This window comes from Rhodococcus jostii NBRC 16295, assembly GCF_001894825.1.
GTDB lineage: Bacteria > Actinomycetota > Actinomycetes > Mycobacteriales > Mycobacteriaceae > Rhodococcus_F > Rhodococcus_F jostii.
The window spans coordinates 106,352-131,163 of sequence record NZ_BCWY01000017.1; the positions used below are offsets into that span (position 1 = coordinate 106,352).

Annotated in this window: 30 protein-coding genes; 12 read left to right on the forward strand and 18 right to left on the reverse strand. The window is 64.8% G+C overall.

All coding sequences use genetic code 11. From position 1 onward, the window contains the following. Positions 1–71: 71 nt before the first annotated feature. Together RJ1_RS13975 and RJ1_RS13980 are read right to left on the reverse strand one after the other, a co-directional pair. The gene (locus tag RJ1_RS13975) at positions 72–830 is read right to left on the reverse strand and encodes an alpha/beta hydrolase (RefSeq protein WP_083400471.1); all 759 of its coding nucleotides are present in this window, start codon (positions 828–830) and stop codon (positions 72–74) included. A 160-nt stretch (positions 831–990) separates the two neighbouring features. Further along, complete coding sequence (locus RJ1_RS13980) at positions 991–2,562, reverse strand: MFS transporter (protein ID WP_338049563.1); 1,572 nt, start codon at positions 2,560–2,562, stop codon at positions 991–993. 326 nt (positions 2,563–2,888) lie between these two features. Here RJ1_RS13980 and RJ1_RS13985 point away from each other — a divergent pair, with 326 nt between their 5' ends. Further along, the gene (locus tag RJ1_RS13985) at positions 2,889–3,401 is read left to right on the forward strand and encodes a DoxX family protein (RefSeq protein WP_073360755.1); all 513 of its coding nucleotides are present in this window, start codon (positions 2,889–2,891) and stop codon (positions 3,399–3,401) included. A 247-nt stretch (positions 3,402–3,648) separates the two neighbouring features. Here RJ1_RS13985 and RJ1_RS13990 read toward each other — a convergent pair whose 3' ends face one another. Continuing rightward, positions 3,649–4,398, reverse strand: coding sequence for a nitroreductase (locus RJ1_RS13990; protein ID WP_073360756.1), 750 nt, complete (start codon positions 4,396–4,398; stop codon positions 3,649–3,651). A 24-nt stretch (positions 4,399–4,422) separates the two neighbouring features. Next, on the reverse strand, positions 4,423–4,935 hold the full coding sequence (locus RJ1_RS13995) for a DUF4863 family protein (RefSeq protein ID WP_073360758.1): 513 nt from the start codon (positions 4,933–4,935) through the stop codon (positions 4,423–4,425). Between the two features lie 124 nt (positions 4,936–5,059). Between RJ1_RS13995 and RJ1_RS14000 the strand changes: the two genes are divergently transcribed. Further along, complete coding sequence (locus RJ1_RS14000; RefSeq protein ID WP_073360759.1) at positions 5,060–6,277, forward strand: MFS transporter; 1,218 nt, start codon at positions 5,060–5,062, stop codon at positions 6,275–6,277. A gap of 73 nt (positions 6,278–6,350) precedes the next feature. After that, a complete protein-coding gene (locus tag RJ1_RS14005) occupies positions 6,351–7,001 on the forward strand; it encodes a TetR/AcrR family transcriptional regulator (protein WP_073360761.1) in 651 nt (216 codons plus the stop codon). 32 nt (positions 7,002–7,033) lie between these two features. Here the strand turns inward: RJ1_RS14005 and RJ1_RS14010 are convergent, their stop codons facing one another. Then, positions 7,034–7,471: a carboxymuconolactone decarboxylase family protein gene (locus RJ1_RS14010; protein ID WP_073360814.1), complete on the reverse strand. Its 438-nt coding sequence runs from the start codon at positions 7,469–7,471 to the stop codon at positions 7,034–7,036. 135 nt (positions 7,472–7,606) lie between these two features. Beyond that, positions 7,607–8,245 (reverse strand): HD domain-containing protein, encoded by a 639-nt coding sequence (locus RJ1_RS14015; RefSeq protein WP_073360762.1) that lies wholly within the window; start codon positions 8,243–8,245, stop codon positions 7,607–7,609. Between the two features lie 59 nt (positions 8,246–8,304). Here RJ1_RS14015 and RJ1_RS14020 point away from each other — a divergent pair, with 59 nt between their 5' ends. Both RJ1_RS14020 and RJ1_RS14025 read left to right on the forward strand, forming a co-directional pair. Further along, complete coding sequence (locus RJ1_RS14020; RefSeq protein ID WP_073360764.1) at positions 8,305–9,378, forward strand: GlxA family transcriptional regulator; 1,074 nt, start codon at positions 8,305–8,307, stop codon at positions 9,376–9,378. Positions 9,379–9,429: 51 nt separating this feature from the next. Further along, positions 9,430–10,062 (forward strand): hypothetical protein, encoded by a 633-nt coding sequence (locus RJ1_RS14025; protein ID WP_073360815.1) that lies wholly within the window; start codon positions 9,430–9,432, stop codon positions 10,060–10,062. A 179-nt stretch (positions 10,063–10,241) separates the two neighbouring features. Here the strand turns inward: RJ1_RS14025 and RJ1_RS14030 are convergent, their stop codons facing one another. Continuing rightward, positions 10,242–12,482: an NADP-dependent isocitrate dehydrogenase gene (locus RJ1_RS14030; RefSeq protein WP_073360765.1), complete on the reverse strand. Its 2,241-nt coding sequence runs from the start codon at positions 12,480–12,482 to the stop codon at positions 10,242–10,244. Between the two features lie 308 nt (positions 12,483–12,790). Between RJ1_RS14030 and RJ1_RS14035 the strand changes: the two genes are divergently transcribed. Then, positions 12,791–13,087, forward strand: coding sequence for a DUF4193 domain-containing protein (locus RJ1_RS14035; RefSeq protein WP_073360767.1), 297 nt, complete (start codon positions 12,791–12,793; stop codon positions 13,085–13,087). Positions 13,088–13,182: 95 nt separating this feature from the next. Then, positions 13,183–13,830: a class I SAM-dependent methyltransferase gene (locus RJ1_RS14040; protein WP_143048889.1), complete on the forward strand. Its 648-nt coding sequence runs from the start codon at positions 13,183–13,185 to the stop codon at positions 13,828–13,830. 58 nt (positions 13,831–13,888) lie between these two features. Here the strand turns inward: RJ1_RS14040 and RJ1_RS14045 are convergent, their stop codons facing one another. From RJ1_RS14045 to RJ1_RS14060, 4 genes are read right to left on the reverse strand one after another with little or no spacing between them, the layout of a single operon-like run. After that, entirely contained in the window at positions 13,889–14,221 is a 333-nt protein-coding gene (locus RJ1_RS14045; protein WP_073360769.1) for a rhodanese-like domain-containing protein, read from the reverse strand. After that, positions 14,218–14,484 (reverse strand): hypothetical protein, encoded by a 267-nt coding sequence (locus RJ1_RS14050; protein ID WP_073360770.1) that lies wholly within the window; start codon positions 14,482–14,484, stop codon positions 14,218–14,220. Before RJ1_RS14050 ends, RJ1_RS14045 begins: the two co-directional genes overlap by 4 nt. Next, positions 14,481–14,936 (reverse strand): hypothetical protein, encoded by a 456-nt coding sequence (locus tag RJ1_RS14055; protein WP_073360772.1) that lies wholly within the window; start codon positions 14,934–14,936, stop codon positions 14,481–14,483. Before RJ1_RS14055 ends, RJ1_RS14050 begins: the two co-directional genes overlap by 4 nt. A 34-nt stretch (positions 14,937–14,970) precedes the next feature. Then, a complete protein-coding gene (locus tag RJ1_RS14060; protein WP_073360773.1) occupies positions 14,971–15,390 on the reverse strand; it encodes a MarR family winged helix-turn-helix transcriptional regulator in 420 nt (139 codons plus the stop codon). A 53-nt stretch (positions 15,391–15,443) separates the two neighbouring features. On the opposite strand from RJ1_RS14060, the gene RJ1_RS14065 reads away from it, so the two are divergent. Next, positions 15,444–15,854 (forward strand): secondary thiamine-phosphate synthase enzyme YjbQ, encoded by a 411-nt coding sequence (locus RJ1_RS14065; protein WP_073360775.1) that lies wholly within the window; start codon positions 15,444–15,446, stop codon positions 15,852–15,854. 24 nt (positions 15,855–15,878) lie between these two features. Here RJ1_RS14065 and RJ1_RS14070 read toward each other — a convergent pair whose 3' ends face one another. Further along, entirely contained in the window at positions 15,879–16,529 is a 651-nt protein-coding gene (locus RJ1_RS14070; RefSeq protein ID WP_073360776.1) for a TetR family transcriptional regulator, read from the reverse strand. Between the two features lie 110 nt (positions 16,530–16,639). On the opposite strand from RJ1_RS14070, the gene RJ1_RS14075 reads away from it, so the two are divergent. Beyond that, a complete protein-coding gene (locus RJ1_RS14075; protein ID WP_073360778.1) occupies positions 16,640–17,155 on the forward strand; it encodes a CarD family transcriptional regulator in 516 nt (171 codons plus the stop codon). Between the two features lie 74 nt (positions 17,156–17,229). On the opposite strand, the gene RJ1_RS14080 is transcribed toward RJ1_RS14075, so the two are convergent. Beyond that, a complete protein-coding gene (locus RJ1_RS14080) occupies positions 17,230–18,120 on the reverse strand; it encodes a glycine-rich protein (RefSeq protein ID WP_073360817.1) in 891 nt (296 codons plus the stop codon). A 234-nt stretch (positions 18,121–18,354) separates the two neighbouring features. Here RJ1_RS14080 and RJ1_RS14085 point away from each other — a divergent pair, with 234 nt between their 5' ends. Continuing rightward, positions 18,355–19,353 carry an MBL fold metallo-hydrolase gene (locus RJ1_RS14085; RefSeq protein ID WP_073360779.1) on the forward strand — a complete coding sequence of 333 codons (999 nt, stop codon included), beginning with the start codon at positions 18,355–18,357 and terminating at the stop codon, positions 19,351–19,353. Positions 19,354–19,392: 39 nt separating this feature from the next. Here RJ1_RS14085 and RJ1_RS14090 read toward each other — a convergent pair whose 3' ends face one another. The 5 genes from RJ1_RS14090 to RJ1_RS14110 all read right to left on the reverse strand — a co-directional run bounded on the left by RJ1_RS14090 (position 19,393) and on the right by RJ1_RS14110 (position 23,341). After that, positions 19,393–20,436 carry a DNA polymerase IV gene (locus RJ1_RS14090; protein ID WP_073360781.1) on the reverse strand — a complete coding sequence of 348 codons (1,044 nt, stop codon included), beginning with the start codon at positions 20,434–20,436 and terminating at the stop codon, positions 19,393–19,395. A gap of 72 nt (positions 20,437–20,508) precedes the next feature. Then, positions 20,509–20,697, reverse strand: coding sequence for a hypothetical protein (locus RJ1_RS14095; RefSeq protein ID WP_073360782.1), 189 nt, complete (start codon positions 20,695–20,697; stop codon positions 20,509–20,511). A 37-nt stretch (positions 20,698–20,734) separates the two neighbouring features. Next, a complete protein-coding gene (locus RJ1_RS14100) occupies positions 20,735–21,187 on the reverse strand; it encodes a hypothetical protein (protein ID WP_073360818.1) in 453 nt (150 codons plus the stop codon). A 277-nt stretch (positions 21,188–21,464) separates the two neighbouring features. After that, entirely contained in the window at positions 21,465–22,121 is a 657-nt protein-coding gene (locus tag RJ1_RS14105) for a response regulator (protein ID WP_073360820.1), read from the reverse strand. 59 nt (positions 22,122–22,180) lie between these two features. Continuing rightward, positions 22,181–23,341 (reverse strand): sensor histidine kinase, encoded by a 1,161-nt coding sequence (locus RJ1_RS14110; protein ID WP_240320002.1) that lies wholly within the window; start codon positions 23,339–23,341, stop codon positions 22,181–22,183. Positions 23,342–23,603: 262 nt separating this feature from the next. On the opposite strand from RJ1_RS14110, the gene RJ1_RS14115 reads away from it, so the two are divergent. Then, positions 23,604–24,221 carry a DUF4352 domain-containing protein gene (locus RJ1_RS14115; protein WP_073360786.1) on the forward strand — a complete coding sequence of 206 codons (618 nt, stop codon included), beginning with the start codon at positions 23,604–23,606 and terminating at the stop codon, positions 24,219–24,221. A 237-nt stretch (positions 24,222–24,458) separates the two neighbouring features. Further along, positions 24,459–24,812: Rv1352/Rv1906c domain-containing protein (locus RJ1_RS14120; protein WP_255284882.1), on the forward strand; the 354-nt coding region annotated here is incomplete at its 3' end.

A 24,812-nucleotide genomic window follows, 5' to 3' on the forward strand; every position in this document is an offset into this window, starting at 1 on the left:
CGTCGCGTATCGGACGGCGCAACCCCGTTGATCGCCTCAGCTGCCGCCTTTCCGTCCGCGGTGGGTCGCGATCAATCGCCTTTCATTCTTGCGGTTAGGGGTTGGGGGCCAGAGGAAGTGAATCCTGCTGGAGTTGGGTTTGCGTGGTCCGTGATTATTTGCGCAATATCGTTGGGTCGGGAAAGGAAGGGTGAGTGACTGGAGGCGAGGCGTATGGTACGTCCTGCCCGTGCGGACATGGCTTCCTGAGCCGGAACCGGAATCGCATTGTCGTTCTCGCAAATGATGTACGTGCTAGGTGTCGATTTCCACGCTGCAGCAGTTTGTGATTCCTTGAAAGAGGACAGGCTTTGTGGCGAAAGTTTCGCTGTCGAAGCATCTGCGATGACTTCATCGATATCGGCAAAGAAGACATCTCGCGTATCCGTTGGCATCGTGACGTCGTCTCTTATCTGCAACCACGATGTTGGTTGTCCCCCAATGGCGCTCCAGAGAGATTCGCCGATATCGAGCTGGAATGCTGTCAGATAGATGAGGTGTGCAACATTGGTGGCGCCCGCTGCCCCTTCGCTCAGTGGGAGGCCGCCGTAGGAATGTGCGACCGCGATGACGTTCCCCTCTATCGAATCGAGAGCGGACCGCACAACACGCGCGTCATCATGAAGTCCTCCTCGTCGTCCCCCTCGAGGGTTGGCGCTGGGGAGGTCGACGGTTTCGACCTCCAACCCGTTTCTGGTCAATTCTTCCTTGACGGACTGCCAACACCACGCGCCATGCCATGCGCCGTGGACGAGGAGGACTGTGAGGCGTTCCCGGGAATGAAAGGACATGAAATCTCCTTGTTCGCAATTCGTAATGGCCAGGTCGAGTCAGAATGCGTATCGCTGAGGACAGTGGCGCGAAGGGGCCGTGGCCAGCTCGGGTGGCAGTTGCCGAACTGGTCCCGATGGCCGTGGACATCGAGGCGTCATCTCGTCTCAGGCATTTCGATCAGCCCACGGAGCGCTGCTGTGACCGCACGCGCCGTTCGAGTGCCAGCACGCTGATACTTGCTACGACAAGGATCGTCGCCACAGCGAAGAAGACGTCGCGGGGCGCTACACCGACGCCCAGCGCGGCACCGACCATCAGAGGCCCGGCGATACCACCGAGTCTCCCCATGCCGAGCGCCCATCCCACACCGGTCGAGCGCATGCTTGTCGGATAGAGCACTGTCGCCAACGCGATCACGCTCATCTGGCCGCCGGTCACGCACGTTCCGGTCAGGAAGGCCGCTCCCAGGAGCGCCCGGGTGCTGCCTCCCCCGATCACCCATCCGAGTAGGGCCACAAATCCGGCACCGACGAGATAGACCACACCGAGCGTGCGAAATGGGCTGGTTCTGTCCATGGCAGGGCCGATGATGATCGCCGCGGCAATGCCACCCACGGTGGTGAGAACCGTGGACGCGATCACCACCCGTGACGGTTCCCCCAGGGAGCCAACGATTGTCGGCAGCCAGCTCTGGATGGCATAGAACGCTGCCAGGTTCGCGACGAAGGCAAGCCAGAGCAGGAGGGTGTTGAGGAACCAGCGACCTCGTACGAGGTCGAGCACCACCGACACCTTGCCGTTGGCGGGCACGGCAGGCTGCGCGAAGTCTGATGCGTCCGCCAGGACGATGGCATCGATGGGCAGGTCCGGGTCGAGGCGGCGCAGGATGGCGTGCGCGCGATTGTGGGCACCGCGCTGGAGTAGGTATCGGGGAGATTCCGGCAAGTAGCGAAGCAAGAACACCATCAGCACCAAGGGGACCGAGCCCCCGACGACGAACATCGCGCGCCAGCCCCACAGCGGAATGACGATGCCGGAAACGACACCGGCTGCGACGAAGCCGAAGGCATACCAGCAGTAGATGAACATCACGAACGAAGAGCGTCGCCGTGCGGGTGCGAATTCGCTGGTCAAGGCAACGAGACTGGGAATGGCCGCACCCAACCCCGCCCCGGTGAGGAATCGCAGTGCGATCAGTTGAATCGATGATTCCGCGAGCGCACACTGCAGGGTCAAGATCCCGAACATCGCAGTACAGACAAGCACCGTGCGCCGATGCCCGAATCGATGGGCGAGCGGCGCAAGGCACAGATAGCCAACCATCAGTCCGACGATGGCCGCGGAGAAGATGGGGCCGAGAGCGGAAACGGAAAGTCCCCACTCCCGCCCGATGGCCGGCGCAGCAAAGCTGATTGCCTGAGTGTCGAAGCCATCGAGAAACATGACCGCGCCGGCGAGAGCGAGGAGCAGGTGATGGAAGCGGCCCACGGGCCGCCCGTCGATGAGTTCACCGACACGGACACCGGTTACGGGTGCGTGCGAACTCGAAAGTTCAGAGGCCATTGCAATTTCACTTTCGGTGAGGTGCGCGTTGATTGATCTCGGTCGTGCGACCGTCCTCGCGCCGCGCCTACCGGGAAGCAGTAGGGGCATCGACGCCGGTGATGGAACCGTAGATGTGCTTTTCATTACAGTCAATAGTTGTAACGGAAAGCCAGTTGAGGTGTCAGCACGCCCTGCCCCGACCACGCCTCGAGGGTGGGTTGCGCTCGCAGGCGCGCCGGATAGGCCTACGTCCGCACTATTACGTTACAAAGGTTGACCGTAATTAAACAGGAACGTAGGCTTCGCTCGCCGGGGTCTCGTCATCGTCGGGGCACATTCACCCTCGAGCGAGGGGCGCGTTGGGCACCCCGAGGCCGCGGCCCACCTCACAACATCGTCAAGGAGAACCCATTGAGCACGAAAGATCCGGCAGCGTCGATACACGTCAGGCATGGCCTCCGGCCGACACGGATGGCCGACGGAGATGAGGTCGGCCCCATTGTCCGGGCCGTCGCCGGGAGGCCACAGCGATGAGCTCGTTCGATTTCGCGGTGCTGCTGTTGCGTCTCTGCCTCGGCGTGACGATGGCCGCCCACGGTTATCACAAGATATTTCTCGGTGGCCGACTTGCCGGTAATGCCAGATGGTTTGAGGGCTTGGGCATGCGACCCGGCCTCCTTCATGCTCGGGTCGCGGCCGGGGCCGAGATCGCCGCCGGCATTGCGCTGGCGGTCGGACTCTTCACCTCGCTCGCCGCGGCAGCGTTTGTGGCACTGATGCTGGTGGCTGCGTGGACGGTGCACCGCACGAAGGGGTTCTATGTGATGACCTCGGGTTGGGAGTACACCTTCGTCATCGCGGTAGCGGCGGTGTGCGTTGCCATGCTCGGTGCAGGACGGATCAGCATCGATCAGGCGGTGTTCGGCGGCAACCCGGCCGATGGGTGGGCCGGCCTCCTCGTTGCGGCCGGATTGGGGATCCTCGGCGGCGTCGGCCAACTTCTCCTGTTCTATCGACCTTCCACGATCGAGACGGTGGCCTAAACGCGCTCCCGGAACATGGCTTTGGCCCCCACAATCTCGTGGGGGCCAAAGCCGTACGTGCGGAGAGCCTTCCGTTGTCCAGGCGCCGGCACCATCGCTGACGTATTCAGTTTCGCGAGACGATCACCGTGAAACGATCGTCCGTGCGCCACCGGAAGTAGAGCGCTACACAACCGGTCCGCCCGCACCGGACTCGAATCCGGTGCGGGCGGGCCGGGCGCACATCGTCACGCCGATGAATGATTTTCTACGGGGCGTCACCGTAGAAGGTGGCGAAGGAGGCGACGGCTTCGCGGGTGGTGCTGTGTTTGCTCAGCCGGTGCTCGGGGTCCGCGTAACCCAATGCGAGTCCACAGACGATCAGCTGATCGTCCGGGATGTCGAGGCGTTCACGCAGAACCGGGTAGAAGTCGATGAATGCGGCCTGAGGACACGTGTCGAGCCCGGCGCCGCGGGCGGCGAGCATCAGCGCTTGGAGGAACAGGCCGGCGTCCACCAGCGCACCATCGAGCGTGTGCCGGCTGACCGTCAGAATGATGCCGACGGGAGCGCCGAAGAAGTCGTAGTTGCGCCGATGGTGGCCCACTCGGGCTGCCGAGTCGGTCGCCTCGATGCCCAAGGTTCTGCCGTACAGGCCCTCACCGAATGCACGTCGACGAGCATGAAATGGTTCCACCCATCCGTCCGGCTCGGGCTGGTAGTTGTACTCGCGAGTGCTGACGCGTCCCTCGGAGTCGTGGGCAGCGAGAAGTGCTGCAGTCAGGCGCGATTTCGCTGCGCCGGTGACCACGTGGACCTGCCACGGTTGGCAGTTGGAGTTGCTGGCGGACCGTGCCGCCAATTCGAGTAGGTGTTCCACATCGCGGCGCGGCACCGGTGTCGGCAGGAAGGCGCGCACGCTTCGTCTGCTCAGTAACGCTTGCTCGACGGTCGCGTGGCCCTTCGCGCCGGGTACGGCTCGAGTCGCTCGCGGGGCGGTGGTGGTCACATTGTTCATAGAGAATGCGCCCCCTTTCCTGAATCAGACGGTGACGGCGGGCGTGATGTCGTAGGAGATCCGTCCGGCCGGCAGATAGAACAGAGCGATCAGAGCGCCGCCCCTCACCTCGGGGTAGTGGTGGCTTCCCGGTCCGGGTGCCGTCCAGCCTGCGCCGCACCATCCGCGCGGGCCGGCCAACTCGGCGCCGGGATCCAGCGGAACCACGAGGTTGAGTTCGCCGTACGGATGCTGGTGGTACTGACCTCGATACCGGGAAACGCTGTTCATGTAGACCGCGGTGATGCTGAAGTAGTGGAGCTCCTCGCTGGGCGAGGCGATCCGGCTGCGCCGATATTTCGGTCCGTCGAGTTCGACATTGGCAGCCCAGCCGTCGTCGACGCCTTCGGTGATCATGCGAGCCAGGTCGTCGTACAGCTCCGTCCCCGGTCCGTACGTGGTGTTGAGCCACCCCTCCAACTCGCCGCCGGCGGTCCGATTCCTGACCTCGTCGAGGAACGGGATGCTGCGATCGATCAGGGCCTGACTGGGATTCATGACGCGCTCCTGGGTGAGACTCACACCACTCTCTGTGGCTACAGCCACACTAGGACCGAGTTGCGTTACAGTCAAGATGTGTAACGTAAGTGAATCGATACCCCTCGACCTCAGGAGTCCCTGCATGACGATTGCGTTGGAACCGCCGCCTCGGCACGGCGGACTTCGTCGCACCGCCGCCTTCACATTGCTCGCGGTCGACGTTGTCACTCTGATCGGGGCATCCGCCGCCCCGACCCCGCTCTACGCCCTCTATCAGACGCAATGGGGATTCACACCCCTGCAGTCGACGCTGGTATTCGGCATCTACGCCGCCAGTCTGCTACTGGCGTTGCTCACCGCAGGTTCATTGTCCGACTACATCGGCCGCCGGCCAGTACTTCTCACCGCGCTGGCCGTCGAAGCGGCATCGATGATTGCCTTCGCGTCCGCAGACGGGATCGGACTACTCCTCGTGGCTCGCGTCGTACAAGGCCTCGCCACCGGTGCCGCGATCAGTGCGCTCGGCGCCGCACTGATCGACCTCGAGCGCACTCCCGGCCGTGGCGTTACCGTCAACAGCATCGCCGCCCCGGCAGGTCTCGCTCTGGGGGCAATCGGATCCAGCCTCATCAGCGAGCACCTACCCCGGCCCACCAGCACGGTATTCCTCGTGTTCTTCGCCTTGTTCGCTCTCGAGATCGTCGGAATCTGCGCCATACCGGAAACCGCGGCACGACAGCCCGGAGCCCTGGCATCGGTTCGCCCCGCCCTTGCGGTCCCCGCCGGTGCCCTCCACATGCTCCTACGGGCCAGCCCGTGCCTGATCGCAGTATGGGCGTTGGGCGGCTTCTACCTCTCGCTGGGACCATCGCTTGCACGCACCACGCTCGGCGTCCACTCGTCATTGATCGGGGCGATCATGGTGGCCACCCTCACCGGCACCGGTGCTGTCGCGGTCTTCCTGTTGCGCAATGTAGCACCCCACCGAATCCTCTCGGTCGGCGCAGCCGCGCTCGTCGCCGGCGTGGCAATCACACTCGTAGGTGCCGAAACTACCTCATCTGTAACGCTTCTCGCGGGAACAGCGGTTGCCGGCGTGGGATTCGGCGCAGGGTTTCAAGGCACAATTCACACTGTCATGCCCCTCGCACGGCCTCACGAACGCGCCGGACTCCTGTCGAGCATCTACATGATCGCCTACCTCGCCAACAGCGCCCCGGCACTGATCGCCGGGTACTTTGTCGGACGCATCGGACTCGTCGATACCACGAGGATCTACGGTGGGGTGGTGATCGCCATGGCAGGCATCGGCCTCGGCGCCGTTGTTACTGCCCCACGAGCAAGAATCTGCCGAGCCTGAAGTATGTGCGACGCGCACTACCCGATAGGTTACAATCGCTCATTGTAACAGAAACAAGGTGATCGGGGTGGCTATGACCGAGAAAGCAGTCAGAACAGACCCGCACAAGGATTCAGAAGCCGACACCGGCACCCGCGGAGGCCGGCCCCGTGACCCGAGCCTCGACGACGCCATCATCCAGGCGACCCGTCGACGCCTTGTCGTCGACGGGTACTCCAAGATGACATTGGGTGATATAGCAGCAGATGCGGGCGTCACTCGCCCCACCCTCTACCGGCGGTGGCCAGGAAAATTCGAACTCGTCGTAGACGCTCTCGACTTCGGCTTCCGCGCACAGCGCGCGACCTACCCGGACCTGGAACTCGCGAAATTGCGCCCGTTCGAAGCCTTCGCCGAGGCGATTCGGCGGGTCGATCCCTGCTACTTCAATCCAGACGCGATGATCCTCATGGGGAACTTCATGGGCGAGACCTTCCGAACCCCGGAGCTGCTCGAGATTGTGCGCGAGCACGCGGTGGAGCCACGGGTCAATTTGGTCGAAGGGGTGCTGAAGGATCTGCAAAGTCGTGGCGAAGTACGACAGGACATCGATACCCATACCGTGGCCACCCTATGCTTCGGCAGCTACTACGCTGCCTTCCTCCGCGGCGACAGCGATCGGGAAGACCTAGCCGAAAAGGTCGCAGCGACACTGTGGCCCGGTCTCGCCGTCGAGCGAACCTAGCAGCGAACGAGCGAGCCCCGGCATCCCTCAGGCTACGGCGCCACCGGGTAATGACTGGTGATCGCAACCCGATTCCAGGCGTTCATCACGGTCGCAAGCCAGCTGATCGCGGACACCTGTACGTCGGTGAGGGAGCCGTCATCCCAGGTCCGCCGTTCCGGAACGGCGAGCGCTGTGACCTGTTCGGCGAGAGCGAGCGCTGCCCGCTCCTGGGCGCTGAAGTACTGCGCCTCCCACCACGCTGCGACGACCGCGAGTCGATCCGTCGTCTCACCCTTGGCGAGGGCGTCGCGCGCGTGCAGGCGAAGGCAGAAGGCGCAGCCGTTGAGTTGCGAGACGCGAATCTTCACCAACTCCACGAGAAGCGGGTCCACTCCCGCTGTTTCCAGGGCGGCCCTCACTTCCGCGTCCATCTTCATCAAGCTCTGGTAAACGGTGGGGTGCTGTTTGCCGAGATTCACGCTGGGCATGGTGTCCTTTCCACAGTGGTGGTCGAGCAGTCGCGGGATGGATTCATTCTGACGAACGTGCATGAAGTGTGAGGGCAGCTCGGATCGCGCCCACGGCACCTCCTTTCAACACGCGGTGTGTCGCGGTGGAGCTGGTCACTGGGGCCAGACCGACCCCATGATGCGATCGACCATGCTCGTGCGGCGGAAGCCGGGTACGAAGTGCTCCAGGACATCAGCATTGACGGTGCCATAGGTGGTGTCCGGCCGGTGGCTGAGCCCGTCGACGAAGGCTCGCAGAAATTCGTTCTTGAAGTCGCCCCGCGGATGGGCAGCGGTGATCTCCTCCACCTGCTCTCGGTTCAGTTCCCCCAGACCCAGCCCGACGACGTCGGTCAGGACACCGAAATTGGTGGCGGCGACTTCTGCTCCCATCCGGCCGGGAATGCCCGGCGTGGTGTGCAGCGCGATCGCCGTCCAGACCACCTCGGTGGCGGTGTCGGAGAAACCGCGATCGAGCAGGAACTTGCGGGCATGGTCAGCGCCATCGAGCTCGAACCGCTGCTCGACGTCGGAGTAGGGGGTGGAAAGGCCCGTGTCGTGGAACAGCGCGGCGAGGTAGAGCAGTTCGGGGTCGGGTTGCAGGCCGAGCGCGTGAGCACGGAGCATGCTGAAGATGAACACGCGCCGTGAGTGATGGAAGATGAGGGGGCTCGTCATCTTCTGGACGAAGCTCGTGGCTTCTGCCGCCGCCGGCGTCTGGGGGATCGCTACTCCTGCGATGATCTCGGTCATGGGCCCTGCACTTTCACGTTTCGATGTTGTAGAACGGACGGTGTGTCCGTCCCTCTACGGTGCCCTCTATCGAGCGTCCGGCGCCGCCTCGGTCCGGCCATGAATCACCCGAATCCGGACAGGCGGTGAGCGTGCATTCGAGCCCCCACCCGCATCGGGTCGCGGTCCTTGTCTACGACGGGGTGAAACTGCTCGATGTCGCCGGCCCCGCCGAGGTGTTCGCGGAGGCGAATCTCTGCGGCGCCGACTACCAGATCGTGTTGTTGTCACCGACCGGTGCCGACGTCGCGTCGTCTATCGGCATAAAAATCTCCGTGGACGGCAACGCAGAATCAGAGCCGGCCCCCGACACCTTCCTCGTGGCCGGCGGCGACATCTACCCGCGAACCGCCATCGCCCGTGACCTCGTCGAGGCCACGGGCACCCTGGCGACGCGTGCTGCTCGGGTCGGCTCCATCTGCACAGGGGCGTTCATCCTGGGGGCGGCCGGTCTCTTGGAGGGCAAGCGCGCGACCACGCACTGGAAAGTCGCACACCAACTTGCCGCCCGGCACCCGAACACCGTCGTCGAGCCCGATGCGATCTATGTTCGCGACGGCACCACGTACACGTCCGCGGGCGTGAGCGCCGGCATCGACCTGGCGCTGGCACTGGTCGAGGAAGACTACGGCCCCGATCTGACGCGTGACGTCGCCCGACGGCTGGTGGTGTACGTGCAGCGGGCGGGCGGGCAATCACAGTTCTCTGCTCCACTGCAGGGCCCACCCCCACGGACTCCAGCCCTCCGCCGAATTGTGAACCTGGTGACGGCGGACCCCGCCGGGAACCACTCTCTCACCGAACTCGGCAGGCACCTCAACCTGAGCCCTCGACACCTCACCAGACTGTTCCGAGACGAGCTGTCCACCACCCCGGCCCGATATGTCGAGCTGATCCGATTCGACATGGCAAAGGCCCTGCTCGATCAGGGCCACAACGCAACGCAGGCAGCATCACTCGCCGGATTCCCCAGCTACGAGAGCCTACGACGGGTCTTCGCACGGGAGCTGATGATGACGCCTTCGGTCTACCAACGCCGCTTCAGCACCGCCCACCGCGCCGACGCGAGGAAGGTCCCTGCCCCACCGACCTGAGGAGTGCTCACCACACGGTTGGGGTCCGCGCACGCCGGGTACCCACCGGTCATGACCACCGACCACCTGTCGCACCATCGCTCTCCGCGGGCGGAGGATTACCCCACCGTTCGGCTAGTCGCGGACCGCGAAGCCCAGCTGATGCGGACGCTGGGGCGGGCGGTGAACGTACTCTCGGCCGCCGACGTGCCGTTCGCGGTCGGCGGGGACCTTGCCGTGTACGCCCGCGGCGGACCGCCGGCCGAGCACCAGGTGACCATCATCGCCTCGGACGATCACCTGACCAGTGCAAGGACCGCGCTGGCTGCGGGTGGGATGCGGTCCATCGCTTTCCCCCGGCTCGGGTCACGGCAGTTCGTCGGCGGAGATCTCCGAGTCATCCTGCTGTATCCGGCCTGTTCCACCGGGACCGGGGAGGGACTCCTCGAACGGGCCGAGACGATGCGGATCGAGCAGATCTGGGCACCGGTCCTCAGCGGAACCGACCTGATGATCGACAAACTCCGCCATCTCGGTTCTCATCGGTGTGATTTCGTGCCGATGCTGCCGGTCGCCCGCGCACTGCGCGAGCAGGTCGACTGGCCCACCGTGGCGGGGGCCACCGCCGACCTCCCCTGTGCCCGAGCATTTTTGGGGTTGCTCGACGATCTGGCGGTCACACCCTCAGTGGAGGGGCGCACCTGACCCAGAGGCGCCGCTGGCTCCCCGCGCCGCATCGACCGTTCGACCCGTGCATGGTCCGTCCTGTTGGACGGACCATGCACGGTATCGCTGCAGCCATGCGGCTGTTGAACTGCGTTGTCCGGGAAAAATCTTGATGAATCACCGCCCCCGGGCCCGGCCCGGGGGTTAGTGGCTCGGACTCAGCGTTTCGCGGCCGCCAGCGTGGTGTTCAGGGTCTTGCTCGGCCGCATCACGGCGTCGGCCTTCTCGCTGTCCGGCTGGTAGTAGCCACCAATGTCCACCGGCGAGCCCTGCACCTCGATGAGCTCCCGCACGATGGTGTCCTCGTTTGCGGTCAACGCCTCGGCAAGCGCGGCGAAGCGTTCCGCCAGTTCCTTGTCCTCGGTCTGCGCGGCAAGTTCCTGCGCCCAGTACAACGCGAGGTAGAACTGGCTGCCCCGGTTGTCGAGCTCGCCGGTCTTGCGCGACGGGTTCTTGTTCTCGTCCAGCAGCTTGCCGGTCGCCGCGTCGAGCGTCGTGGCCAGGATCTTGGCGTGGTCGTTGCCGGTCTTGATGCCGAGGTCCTCGAGGCTGACGGCCAACGCCAGGAACTCGCCGAGCGAATCCCAGCGCAGGTGGTTCTCCTCCACCAACTGCTTGACGTGCTTGGGCGCCGACCCGCCGGCGCCCGTTTCGTACATGCCGCCGCCGGCCATCAGCGGCACGATCGACAGCATCTTGGCGCTGGTGCCGAGTTCCAGGATCGGGAACAGGTCGGTGAGGTAGTCGCGCAGGATGTTGCCGGTCGCGGCGATGGTGTCCATGCCGCGGATCAGCCGCTCCAGCGTGTACCGCATCGAGCGCACCTGCGACATGATCTGGATGTCGAGACCCTCGGTGTCATGATCCTGCAGGTACAGCTCGACCTTCTTGATCAGCTCGTTCTCGTGCGGGCGGTACGGGTCGAGCCAGAACAGGACCGGCATGCCGGAGTTGCGGGCCCGGGTGACCGCGAGCTTGACCCAGTCGCGGATCGGCGCGTCCTTGACGGTGCACATGCGCCAGATGTCGCCGGCCTCGACGTGCTGGGTGAGCAGCACCTCACCGGTCTCGACATCCACGAAGTTGGCGTCGCCGTCCTCCGGAATCTCGAAGGTCTTGTCGTGCGAGCCGTATTCTTCGGCCTTCTGCGCCATGAGCCCGACGTTGGGGACGGTGCCCATGGTCGTCGGGTCGAACGCACCGTTGGTCTTACAGAAGTTGATGATCTCCTGGTAGATGCGCGCGAAAGTGGACTCCGGCATCACCGCCTTGGCGTCCTTGAGTCGCCCGTCGGCGCCGTACATCATGCCGCTCGAGCGGATCATCGCGGGCATCGAGGCGTCCACGATGACGTCGCTGGGCGAATGGAAGTTCGAGATGCCGCGGGCGGAGTCGACCATGGCCAACTCGGGACGGTGCTCATGGCAGTCGTGCAGGTCCTGAATGATCTCCTCGCGCTGCGTACTGGGCAGCGTCTCGATCTTGTCGTAGAGGTCGACGAGTCCGTTGTTGACGTTGACGCCCAGCTCGTCGAACAGCTGCTGATGCTTGGCGAAGGCGTCCTTGTAGAAGGTCTTCACCGCGTGGCCGAAGACGATGGGGTGCGAGACCTTCATCATCGTCGCCTTGACGTGGAGGGAGAACATCACGCCCGTCTTGCGCGCATCCTCCATCTGCTCCTCGTAGAACTCGAGCAAGGCCTTCTTGCTCATGAACATGCTGTCCATGATGTCGCCCTCGCCCAGGGTCAGCCCCTCCTTGAGGACGATCGTCTCGCCGCCGTCGGTCACCAACTCCATCCGGACCGTGCGCTCCCGGTCAAGCGTCATCGACTTCTCGCCGTGGTAGAAGTCGCCGTGCCGCATGTGCGCGACGTGGCTGCGCGAGGCCATCGACCACTCACCCATGCTGTGCGGGTGCTTGCGGACGTACTCCTTCACCGCCCGGGGTGCGCGGCGGTCGGAGTTGCCCTCACGCAGGACCGGGTTGACCGCACTGCCGAGGATCCTGCCGTAGCGCTGCCGGATATCGCGTTCCTCGTCGGTCTTGGGGGCTTCCGGAAAGTCCGGAATCTGATAGCCCTTGCCCTGCAGTTCCTTGATGGCGGCCAGGAGCTGCGGCACAGACGCGCTGATGTTGGGCAGCTTGATGATGTTGGTCTCGGGCAGTTGCGTCAGACGACCCAGCTCGGCCAAGTTGTCCGGGACGCGCTGCTCTTCGGTGAGGCGGTCGGGGAACTCGGCCAGGATCCGCGCCGGCACCGAGATGTCGCTGGACTCGACCTCGATGCCCGCGGCACCGGCGAAAGTCCGCACGATCGGCAGGAAGGCGTAGGTCGCGAGCAACGGCGCCTCGTCGGTCAACGTGTAGATGATGGTTGGATGCTTATCGGCGCTCATGGTTGTTCTCCCGCGTCAGTTCGTTCCGAGGTCGATAGGCTCCTCGTGAGGCTATCGATCTCGCGTCGAGTCCAGGTTAGGTGCGACATCATCAGAGCATATTCAAGCGCCCTATTCTGATTCACTGCGACCTTTTTGGTTCACCATGCGAACACTCCGCGGTCACGTGTGCATCGGTCGCGTTCACCGAGGTGTGCGTGGCTCGGGATCCCCGCACCAGCCCCTCGCGACGACCCCGGGAATGTGTCGCGGCACCGGACGCTCTACCCTGGCGGGTCCGAACACGCAGAGCCCGAGGTAGAACAGTCATGGCCACCGATTACGACGCACCCAGAGTCACCGATTCCGACGATACGGCGGATACGTCGCTCGAACAGCTGACGGCCAGCAGGAAAGAATCCCAGTCCCCCGTCGTGGACGTCGAGGACAGCGACACCGCCGAGTCCTTCGAGCTGCCCGGCGCAGACCTGTCCGGTGAAGAATTCACCGTCCGCGTCATCCCGAAACAATCGGACGAATTCACCTGCACCAGTTGCTTCCTCGTCCATCACCGCAGCCGCCTCGCCGATGGCTTGCAGTTGATCTGCCGAGACTGCGCACTCTGAGAACACCGGTACATCCGAGCGCTTCGGGTCCGGCATTCTTGCCGATACGGCAAGAACACTCGCCGAAAACGTCGATGCTAGTGCACTGTGTTCGCATGAAAGATGCGGGCGAGGTCACCGAGGTCAAGGCAGCAACCAGCGAGGCAGACGAGTGGGATGCGCGCTACAGCGAGCGGGATCGGGTGTGGAGCGGAGAACCCAACGGCGCACTTGTCGACGAGATGACCGGCGCACGGCCGGGACGCGCCCTGGACGTCGGGTGCGGTGAAGGCGCCGACGCGCTCTGGCTCGCCCACCAGGGATGGACCGTGACCGCGCTGGACGTTTCTCGGGTCGCCCTCGACCGGGCCGGGGTCCACGCCGACGGGGAAGACGTGGACATCACCTGGGTGTTGAGCGGACTGCTCGATGCCGATGTGCCCGCCGGTGGTTTCGACCTGGTCTCAGCCCAGTACCCCGCCTTGCGCAGCACCGCCGACCGCGCCGCCGAACGTGCGCTGATCTCCGCGGTCGCACCGGGCGGCACGTTGCTGGTTGTGCACCACGACATGCGCGATGCCAGTGTGGCGCGCGAGCACGGCTTCGATCCCGATGACTGGGTCACACCCGGTGATGTGGCGGCGCTACTGGATCACAGCTGGCACATCGAAGTGAACGAGGTGCGGGAGCGTTCGATCAGTGGCGGCGCGGGTGCGCATCACACCCACGACGTGGTCCTGCGCGCACAAGCTGCCTTACCGTAGTCCTCACCGAGGGTGATCAGCTGCGGACGTCGGGCGGCAATAGCACGGTGAGGAGAGTTCACCGGTCGGTGACCGATCCGCCGGCAGCACGCCAGTGGATGAGGCCGCCACTCATGTTGACCGCGTCGAAGCCGTTCTCCACCAGCAGATTCGCAGCGCCGGCCGACCGGATACCACCGGTACAGAAGGTGATGAGCAGGCGGTCGTCGGGGAACTCCAGGCAGCGTTCGAGCAACACTTCGAGTGGTGCGTGCACGGCACCCGGGATGTGTACCCGGTTCCACTCGAACTGGCGGCGGACATCCACGACGAGCGCACCGCCTTCGACGAGGCGGACCGCGTCGGCGGCGGTGACCGCCGGTGGTCGTCGTAGATAGTGTCGGAGACTCATGCGCTGCGCGCCTCCTGTCGCAGGTTGACCATCGTGAGGGGGCCGCTGAGCACGGGCACGAGCGCACCGACGCGGGTCCGCGTCGTCAGACCGCGACCGAGCAGCGCCGTGACGGCAACGGCCAGGTAGAGCGCACCGTGGACCGGACCGAGGACACCGGCGAGCGTGCCGTCGTGCACGGTGGCGAGGTTGATCAACAGCGCGAAGACGCTGACGGTCTCGAGTGCCGAGAGCGCGGCCATCGTGCGCAGCAACCCGTTCATGCGTAGCTCGATCCGGGCCGCACGATCATGAGCACGACAACGACCACCCACAGCACGTTGAACAGGCCGGTCACCATGCCGAGGCGCCGGAGCCGGGCACCGTCGTCGGGTGCAGTGAGCGCCTCCCCTTGGAGCGGGGCGATCTGCAGGGCGAGCAGTCCCCCGGCGACCGCGGTGAGCACCATCGCGACCACGACCCAGACCTCGGTCGTGCGGCCTTGGACAGAGGCGAGGACGAGGCCGACGACCGGGACCGCGATCGCCAGAAGGCCGTAGACGCGGGTGATGCGGTGCAGCACGCGGGCGGTGTCGATGCTCCGCTCGACCCGTTGCGGACCGCCTGCCGCGACGGTCATCGGCGCGTACCGGGGAAACAGGCTCGTGGCCACCGCCACGGGCCCCACGAAGAGGATGCCCGCCACGACGTGGGCGGAGAGCAACAGCGATTCCATAACCTTCAGTCTAACTGAAGGTTGGCCGGAAAGGTCAGTCGGTGGCCGACATCACCCGCAGCATGTGCGCCCGCAGCGCCTCGGTCAGCTCGGGGTGCTGGGCGGCGAACTCCGCGTCGAGGCGCCCCACCACCTCGGCGGCCCGAGCCAGCAGCGCCTCGCCCTCCGCCGTGATCCGCAGCGTGGATGCCGCCCCCGCGTGCGCCGTCGCGTCGTCGACGAACCCGGCCTCGACGAACACCGCGACCGCGGTGTGGGCGCTCTGCACAGTGATGCGCGAGCGCCGGGCGAGCTCACTGAACGAGATGCCCGGCCTTCCACGGACGTGTCCGAGCAACCCGTACTTGCGGGTGGTCAACCCGAGCGGCTTCAGCGCCTCGGTGAACGCGGCCTCCCACACTCGGCCCACCGTGAGCAACGTGACCGTGGGACTGAAGGGAGGCGGCTCAGACATGGAAGCAGGCTACCCAGACCACACGACCGCGACATCGCGCTACCGTCATGGCTATGTTCAGTGCCGAGATCGAGGTGCGCACCGGCGCCGAGCCGGTGGTGCACGACCTGACCCGTGATATCGAGAAGTTTCTCGCCGCCGCGAATGCCGGCGACGGGCTGCTACACGTGTGGGTGCCGCACGCCACCGCAGGATTGGTGGTTATCGAGACCGGGGCCGGGAGCGACGACGACCTTCTGCGCGCGATCGACGAAGTACTTCCGCGCGACAACCGGTGGACGCACCGCCACGGCAGCCACGGGCACGGCCGCGACCACGTTCTGCCGGCGTTCCTCCCGCCCTACGCGTCGGTGCCCGTCGTCGACGGGTCGCTCGTGACGGGTACGTGGCAGTCCGTGTGCTTGGTGGACACCAACATCGACAACCCCGTGCGGCGAGTCCGCTTCAGCTTCCTGGCCGGCTGAGCCGACTCCTGCGACCGTATCCGGTCACGCGCGCGCGAGTCCCCTTGCCAGGGAATAGATTTCAGGCAGATTCGCATTCTCCTCGGTGGATGATCGATCCACCCACGTTTCCAACGCCGCCTGGAGCACGGCGACCGACACATCGACTGCCAGTCGAATCTGCAAGTCGGAGCACTCGACTGCCGAATCCGCGAACCTCGTCGACACCACTTCGACCAGAGCCGCGGTCCTCGGGACACTCCCGCGCGCCAGCACGGCACGCAGCGCCGGCTCCTTCTTGACGAGCCGGTTCACCCGCAACAACCGCCGACAGGGTAGCGACGAACTGTCCGAGTACGCCGTCAGAGCATCAGCGAAGCAGGTCTCCAGCGAGAGTCGCGGTGAGACGTCCGAGTCGAGCTGGTCGAGACCCGCAGCCAAGCCCGCCTCGAACGCCCAGTGATCCCGGAGCGCGGCCTCTTCCTTCGTAGCGAAGTATCGGAAGAAGGTTCGCTGAGATACTCCCGCCTCCTGCGCGATCTCACCGACGGTGGTGGACTCGACACCCTTGCGCTCGAACAGGGTCAGCGCGGTCTCGCTGATCTCCACGTTCGTCTGCTCGCGTCGGCGCTCCCGCAACCCCACAGGACCGGCGGGCAGGTCAGGCGACACGGGGAACACTTCGAGTCTGGTCATCTACGGCCTTCACAATCGGTAGGAGCACCCCTCGGTCGATCGTTCCCATCTGGTCATTCGTTGTCAACATGGCAGCGTGTGTCATAATGTAGGCGAAGGGTAGGTAATCAATGAATCTCAATATCGGTGATATTTTCCTGTACCCGCACCATGGATCTGTGACAGTCACCAAGCTCACGACCCGGATGTTCAACGATCTACCCACCGCTTACGTACAGTTCGAAGTCGCTCAGAACGGGCTGTCCATCGAGATCCCCGTAGCGAAAGCTGAAGCCATCGGCGTGCGGAACGCAATCGGCAACGACGAAGTCGAGCAGGTCTTCGACATCTTGCGCGGACCGACGGTCGACGACCCGACCAACTGGTCCAGGCGATTCAAAGCCAACCAGGAAAAGCTGACCGTCGGCGGAATCTTCACTGTCAGCGAGGTCATCCGCGATCTGATGACGCGTTCGCAGGCCAAGCCGCTGTCGGCCGGTGAAAAGCGGCAACTCGAGCACGCCATGCAGCTCGTCATTTCCGAACTCGTCCTCGCAATGAAGTCCGACCCCGACGAGACTCGGCGTCGCATCGAAGCGATCTACGAATCCGCCACCGCCTCTACCGCGGCGGTTGTCTCAGTCTGACGACACGATCGGCAGCAGCCCGGACGAGAGTCCGGGCTGCTGCCGTTGTCGTTGGTCGCTTTGCGGGCAGGAGTTCAGCTGCTGCCGAACAGGTTTCCGAGCGAACCCGTTCCCGACCCCGCCCCGTAGGTGATGACCACCGACGAAACAGCGTCCGCCCCAGCGACGCTGAAGGTTCCACCGGGAGCGTAGGACGATCCTCCGCCGCCTCCGCCGCCACCGAGGTTCTCGGTGCCGCCTCCCCCGCCGAACCAGCCGCCGCCACCACCGCCGCCCGTGACTGCACCGGCACCTCCGACGCCGGCTTCGCCCGGCGAACCGTGCGGGTCGCTGCCACCGTTGCCCCCGGGACCACCAACCGTGTCCGTGGCGCCACCGCCACCGCCTCCCCCGCCACCGGCTTGACCGACAGCCCCCATCAGGTTGTTGCCTGCCCCACCGATGTAGGTGTCGCCCGCACCGCCTCCGCCCGAGGCGACTATCTTGCGATCCGCCAGCTCACCCGTCCCCGTCCGAACGTCGGACGCGCCGCCTCCGCCGCTCGCTCCGGTGCCGCCGCCTCCGCCGCCGTTGTATCCGGCCTCGCCGTCGCCGTCACCACCGTTGCCGCCCACCTGAATGTAGAGCGCGTCACCCGCGGCGACGGTGAGCTGTCCGGTTGCGACTGCCGCGAGGCCGCCCAGAATTGCGCCATTGCTTCCGGTGCTGTTGCCACCACGTCCGCCCGTTGCCGTCACTGCCAGACTGGTGATGCCCTCGGGAACCGTGAACGATTGCGCATTGCCGGTGAACGTGAATGTGCAGGTCACCTGGGTGCCTGCACCCTGCATACAACCGGCAGGCAATGCTGCCGGCGCGGCGGCGGCAACGCTGGGGGCGAGTAGCCCCGAGGCGCCGATAACGGCGAGGCCACACATTCCGGTCGTGTACCACCGGCGGCGTGATCGAACGAGGTTTGTGGTCAAAGCAGTCTCCTGTCGCAATGCGAGCATTGTGAAAGCTGGTCCGACGGCAGCATTCCACAGCGGCCGGCTTCCAGTGGCAGTTCCGATCTCCCCGGCCTTCAACTTCGCCTAAATCGCCTGGTCACGGTGTGCGTAGTTCCGCTAATCGGGACCCGCGTTATCGCATTTCGCAGTGAGAGGTCACTATGAAGGTAAGTAGAACTAATTTGTTCCTCTAGGCAACGAGGTATGCATATGAACGACGCGGCGCCCATCGGTGACGGGATCTTCCAGATTCCGGTCCCGATCACGGACAATCCCCTCGGTCACACACTCGTGTACGCGATGGAATCCCCGAACGGGCTGATCCTCGTCGACGCCGGCTGGGACGACGACAACGCCTGGAACGGCCTCACCTCCGGACTCGAGGCGATCGGGCACTCGGTGAAGGATGTGGAGGGCGTCGTCCTCACCCACTTCCACCCCGACCACACGGGTCTGTGCGGGCGCGTCCGGGAGGCGTCCGGTGCGTGGATCGCGATGCACGAATCCGATCACGAGATGTTCGAGCACATGTCGACCGGCCACGGCCCCGAGTGGTTGGACTTCCAGAAGGCCAACATGACGCGCGCCGGCGCCGCCCCGGCAGATCTCGAGGCATTCGAGAAGGCTACGAGCGGGAAGCCTCCAACTGGTCCCGAGTCGGCCCCCGACCGTGTTCTCGTCGACGACGAACTCATCGCGCTTGCCGGTCGTAACCTGCGCGCCGTCTACACCCCGGGCCACACCCCCGGCCACGTCTGCTTCTACCTGGAAGGCGCCGACGTGATGTTCACCGGCGACCACGTCCTGCAGAAGACGACGCCGCACGTCGGCAACTTCGTCTACCCGCTCGAGGAGCGCGACGGCCTGGCGGAGTTCATGGACTCGCTGCGCCGCGTACAGACCATGGACATCACCCGGGGACTCGGCGCCCACGGCATCCCCATCGACGACGTCGCAGGCCGCGCCGGTGAACTGATCGAGCACCACGAAGAGCGACTCGACCACCTGTACAAGGCTTTCGGCGACGACAAGATCACCGTGTGGCAGGTCGCCGAGCGCATGAAGTGGTACAAGCCGTGGGCAGACATCTCCCCCATGGGCAAGGGCATGGCACTGTCCGAGGCGGCGGCCCACCTGCGGCACCTCGTCGCCCGCGACCTCGTCGCCCAGGTTCCGGACAGCGAGCCCGCCGTCTTCGCCCGCCGCTGACACGTGAGCGGCAAAGCGTGCCCGAGCACACTTTGCCACTCACGTAGGAGGGGTCATCTCCAGCCGCACGCCGAGAAGTCGCACTTCCCGCTCGTGGTCGAGCCGATCGACCAATGCTGCTGCCGCGTCGCCGATCACGTCCGGATCGAACGTCGGCTCGGGCAGCGGCTTGCTCGTCGTGTGCGTATCGAACGGCGCATAGCGCACCTTCAACGCCACTCGCACCGCCGGACGGTTCTCCGCGAGAATGTCCTCCCTCACGCGCGCGGCCAGGCGTCGGATCTCCTCGGTGACGGCCTCCCGGCCGGCGAGGTTCTGCTGGAACGTCGTCTCCCGACTATGTGACCGCGCCACCCAGGGTGCTGCCGAGACCGGGGAGAGATCGATGCCGCGACCGATCCTGGCGTACCACGGACCCATGTTCGGGCCGAGAGTCGCGGCCAACTCCTGATCCGAGGCATCGGCCAACTCCTGCACGGTGGTGATGCCCAGCGCGGCAAGCTTCTTCGCCGTCTTCTTGCCGATCCCCCACAGCGCGTCGGTGGGGCGCTCCCCCATGATGGCGAACCAGTTCTCCTCCGTCAGCCGGTAGATGCCCTGCGGTTTGCCGAAGTCCGTCGCGATCTTGGCCCGTAATTTGTTGTCGCCGATGCCGACTGAGCAGTGCAACCCGGTCGCGTCGAGGACGGCGTCGTGGATGGTTCGCGCGAAGCCCTCCGGGTCGTCGGTCTCGACACCGAGAAACGCCTCGTCCCAGCCCATCACCTCGACGACGACGTCCAGCTTCCGCAAGGTGTCCATCACAACGCCCGACACCTCGTTGTAGGCCTCGGCGTCGACGGGCAGGAACACGGCGTCGGGGATTTTCCGCGCCGCGATCCGCATCGGCATTCCGGAACCGACACCGAACTCCCGTGCCTCGTACGACGCCGTCGACACCACCGCTCGCTCGGTGGGGTCACCACGACCGCCCACGACGACCGGCCGTCCTCGCAGGTCAGGGTTGCGCAGCACCTCGACCGCGGCGATGAACTGGTCGAGGTCGACATGCAGCACCCACCGGCGACGCGGCGGAGTGCTCATGAGACCAGTGTGCCGGAACCGGCTGTCCAGGCACCCTGGATTCCCGGGACTTCTCGATCGAACGACGCCCCGTCAGGCCTCCTTGCGTTCCCGCAGGTCGTCGCCGTGGTCACCGAGGTCGCGGCGGCTGAGTCTGCGAGACTTGCCGAGCTTGCGGAGAGTCGGGATGGTCTCGCGAGCGGCGACACCTATTCCGCGCCGCTTGTGCGGAGAGCAGAGCGCGCAGCCGCGATAGGTACGCGAGGGGTGGTGGGTAGGCATACCGCCTCCGATTGTGACTCCGCGAGAAGCGAAGAGTTCAGAATACATCCGTAGCGTCGGCTGGCGGTAGCAGTTCGTCGGGAAACCGATACGAGCATCCCAGTTCGCTGGTGGACCGGGTGCCCCAGTTGTCCCGGAACCAGGTGACGCAGGTGTTCGCGATGAGGCTCACGTCGCGGCTGAAGAGATAGCCGTCGGTGCAGTCCTCGAAGTGCCCGTTGAAATGCCACCTATCGAGTACGAGGTCGTCGACCGAATAATCAGCGAGAAGCAAGTGCCCGAGCTCGACACGCGATCGACGAAGCATCAACACACCGTCGGCCAGTACCTGTATCTGCGCGCAGACGACTTCGTCTTCGTCTTCGTCGCTGATATAGCTGTTCGGCCCGATCGCGACGATCAGCGCGACCGGCTGATCGACCAGCGAACCCATCAACCACTCGGCCATCCCGCCCCACGAAATCTCCGGCAACTCGGTGGAATCGACCATCGCCATCAATCCTTCCTTGCTCGAGCAACTGCGCACGAGACGTGCCTCGGGCGCTCCCCACGAGTCAAGCAAAGCAGAAGGTTCCGACAGATTCGTCTCGAGTCGAGAATCTGCACCGACCGGTGTCATTCACATGAATGACATTTGCCCGCTTGATATTCGAGATTCTCAGCGACTCTGTACAGTCGTCGGCGAGCGCATGACCTTTGGTAGGGGAATTTGCTCGCACCCCCACTTCGTCTTCGGACGGAGTGGGGGATCTCGCTCGTAGAGGCACTCACGTGACGAGACCTGCACGGAATGCAATCAGCGCCGCTTCGACGCGATTGCGGGTTCCCAGCTTGTTGAAGACCGCCGAAATGTGGGTTTTGACGGTCGTTTCGCTGAGGAAGAGTTCACCGGCGATGTCGGCGTTCGATCCGCCGGATGCGAGGGATCTCAGGACGTCGCGTTCCCTGACACTGAGCGCGCCGAGGACTGCAGGATCAGTGGACGCGGCCGGCGTCCGGTTGGCGGCGACGATGCGACGCAGCGACTCCTGACTGAACAGGGTGTTGCCGGCAGCGACGGCGCGCACGGACTGGTGAAAGGTCGCCGGCGGTTCGTCCTTGCTGAGGAAGCTGTGGGCACCTGCGGAAACGGCCTGTAATACGAGGTCGTCGACGTCCATCGCGGTCATCGCGATAACCCGGGGTGGGTGTTGCATCGTCATCAGATGACGAGTGGCGTCGAGGCCGCCGACCCGGCGCATCTTCAGGTCCATCAACACCACGTGTGGCCGATACGCGTTAACTGCGGCTGGCACACGGTCGCCGTCGTCGACATCGGCAACGACGGCGATGTCCGTGGTGGCGGCGAAGATGTCGGACACCCCCCGCCGGACGAAAGGATCGTCGTCGGCAATCAAGACGGTGATGGCATTGGCTCCGGTCATGGTGACCACAGGGTATTACCCGGGACCGACATGCCGGCCAACGATGTCGGCTACGGACGTCAGGCGAACCAGGGCAGCCAGCAGTCGACGACGAACTCGTCACCGAGCCTGCCCGCCTTGAGGGTTCCGCCGATATCACGGGCCTGCTCCGCAAGTCCGTGGAGGCCGGCGCGCGAGCCGGACGGGACGCTCGGAGGTTGAATGCTGAGCCTGTTGCGGACGTCGATGCGGATCCCATTCTCACTGGCACCGCTGATCGAGATGCGGATAATCTGATCACTCGCGTACTTCTGGGCGTTGGTCAACGATTCCTGCACGACGCGATAGGTGACGTGCCCCGACACGGTGCCGACGTCTCCGGGCAGCAAGTCTGCGTAATAGGTGGCGTGGAGACCAGCGGCGCGAGCGGACTGAACAAGGTCGGCCACACCGTCGATCCCCTGATGACCGCTCGCCCCGCCCGTGCTGCCCGACCCGCGCAGCACACCGACGATGTTCTTGAGCTCGTCCAGCGCTTCATGCGCGGAGCTGCGAATCATCGAAGCGGTGTTCGCGACCTTCTCAGGGTTGCCGGCTCCGCTGACCTGCAAGGCACCGGCGAACAGTGAAATCCGGCTCAGGCTTGCCGCGAGAGAGTCGTGCATGTCCCGCGCGATTCGGGTGCGTTCCTCGGAACGGATCATCTCGTCGCGCATCGCGTGTGTCTGCTCGGTCGCGCGGTCGCGGCTCCGCTCGGCCTGAGCGAGTTCCGTGCGGGTGTGTTTCAGCACTGCGACCGAGACCACGATCGCCACAAGCGTCGCGGCAACGAGCCAGGGGATCCACAGTGCGATATCCCAGTCCGGCTTCGGCCCGCCGACCTCAGGTCGCGTCGCACCCATCGTCAGCACCGAATTGTCACGGGTGCGGAACGCGTCGTAGGTGAGCGAGACTCCGCACGCCAGAAACACCGCTGCTGCTGCCGCGGCCAGCTGCTGCCCCCGCTCGGTCTGCGCGAGCGCATATAGCGCTATCAACGCAGCAGTGGCATCGGTCGAGAAGAACAGTGGACCCACCACGGCCATACCGAGGACCAACCACGGGCGTTCGTGCCTCCATACCAACGCCACGGCGGCACCCAGATTGAGCACCAATCCGAGCGCGATGTTCCACCATGCGACGGTCCCAGAGTCGCCGGAGAGCCCGAGGGTCATCAGCGAGCAGAAGACGCTCAGGGTCACCGCGCCGGTTGTCCAGACGCGGCGACGGATGGTTTCAGCGGATGTTGCGGGCACGGCATGAGGTTACGCAACGGCCCGACAAGTTTGCGATCGGCCGAAAGTAGGGGCACGGATGGACTTCCGACCGAAAGGATGAATCGATCCGACCTTTCGGACGATCCGCGGCCGGGGCACCTTCGGGTGAACTCTTCGCTGAGCGGGATCGCAGCCCCGGACAGCTGCTCACACCTCACCCGCACGACCTACTCCAGGAGGATCCGAGATGACGAACCCCGGTCAGCCCTATCAGAACCAGCCCTACCCGGCACCGCAGCCGCCGAAGAAGAAGCGTCGCATCTGGCCGTGGATCGTCGTCGGTGTCCCGATTCTGCTCTTCGGTGCATGCTCGATCGCCATCGCCTCGAGCACCGGCAGCGACGAGGGCACCACCGTCACAGCAGGTTCCGATGGAGCGGACGCATCCACCGACCGCGGCCCCGCATTCCCGGGCAAGCTCGACGAAGACACATCCGCGGCCGGCGGCGATACGATTACCCGGGACGGCCTCGCCTACACGGTCTCTCCGCTCGAACCGGTGAACAGCGTGATCGGCGACTACCTGTGCGGGAACGTCACCATCAAGAATGTCGGCGACAAGCAGAACGACTTCAACGGGTACGTCGATTGGAGCCTCCAGGACACGAGTGGAGCGATCCGTGACGCGACGTTCGGCCCGGAGCGCGAATTGCTCAACTCGGGGAAGATCGCGCCGGGCGGACAGGCCACCGGCAGCGTGTGCTTCGACGCCCGTCAAGGCTCCGGCCCCGGCACCTACGTGGTGCTCTTCGAGGACACCTTCTCGCTGTCGACCGACCGCCTGGCCTGGATCAGCACTCTGTAGGCGCGCATTGCCGACACCTGGCGCGGGGCGGGACATGGAGCGGCCTGAAGGGCGATCTGTGTCCCGCCCCTGATCTCACTCTTCGCCAAGTCAATACGTCACCCGAATGACACTGGGCCAAACGAAAATTGCCGCAGAAGCCACCTCCCCAACACACGTGCCGGAGAGGCCTGATACTTTCCGTTTCAACGAACCGACCACAGGTTCGCAAATACTGAGCAAAGGCTGATCATCAACATGTTCCGCAAGGTATCACTTACCACTGCACTCACTCTCGCTGTCCTCGGTGCCGGATCCGGGATCGCGAATGCAGCCCCCGCAACCTCCTTCGGCGACGGCGACTACATCGTGGGCGTGGACATCGCCCCGGGCACCTACGTTGGCAGCGGAACCGTCGACGACATCATGGGCTGCTACTGGGAGCGTCTGTCCGGCACCACCGGTGAGTACGAGGATGTCATCGCGATGGACTACACCCATTCCCCCAAGGTGATCGTCACCATCAAGCCGACCGACATGGTGTTCTCGTCCACCGACTGCGGAACCTGGACGCCGGCGCCCGCCGCCCAGCCGCAGGCACGGCCGGCGCCT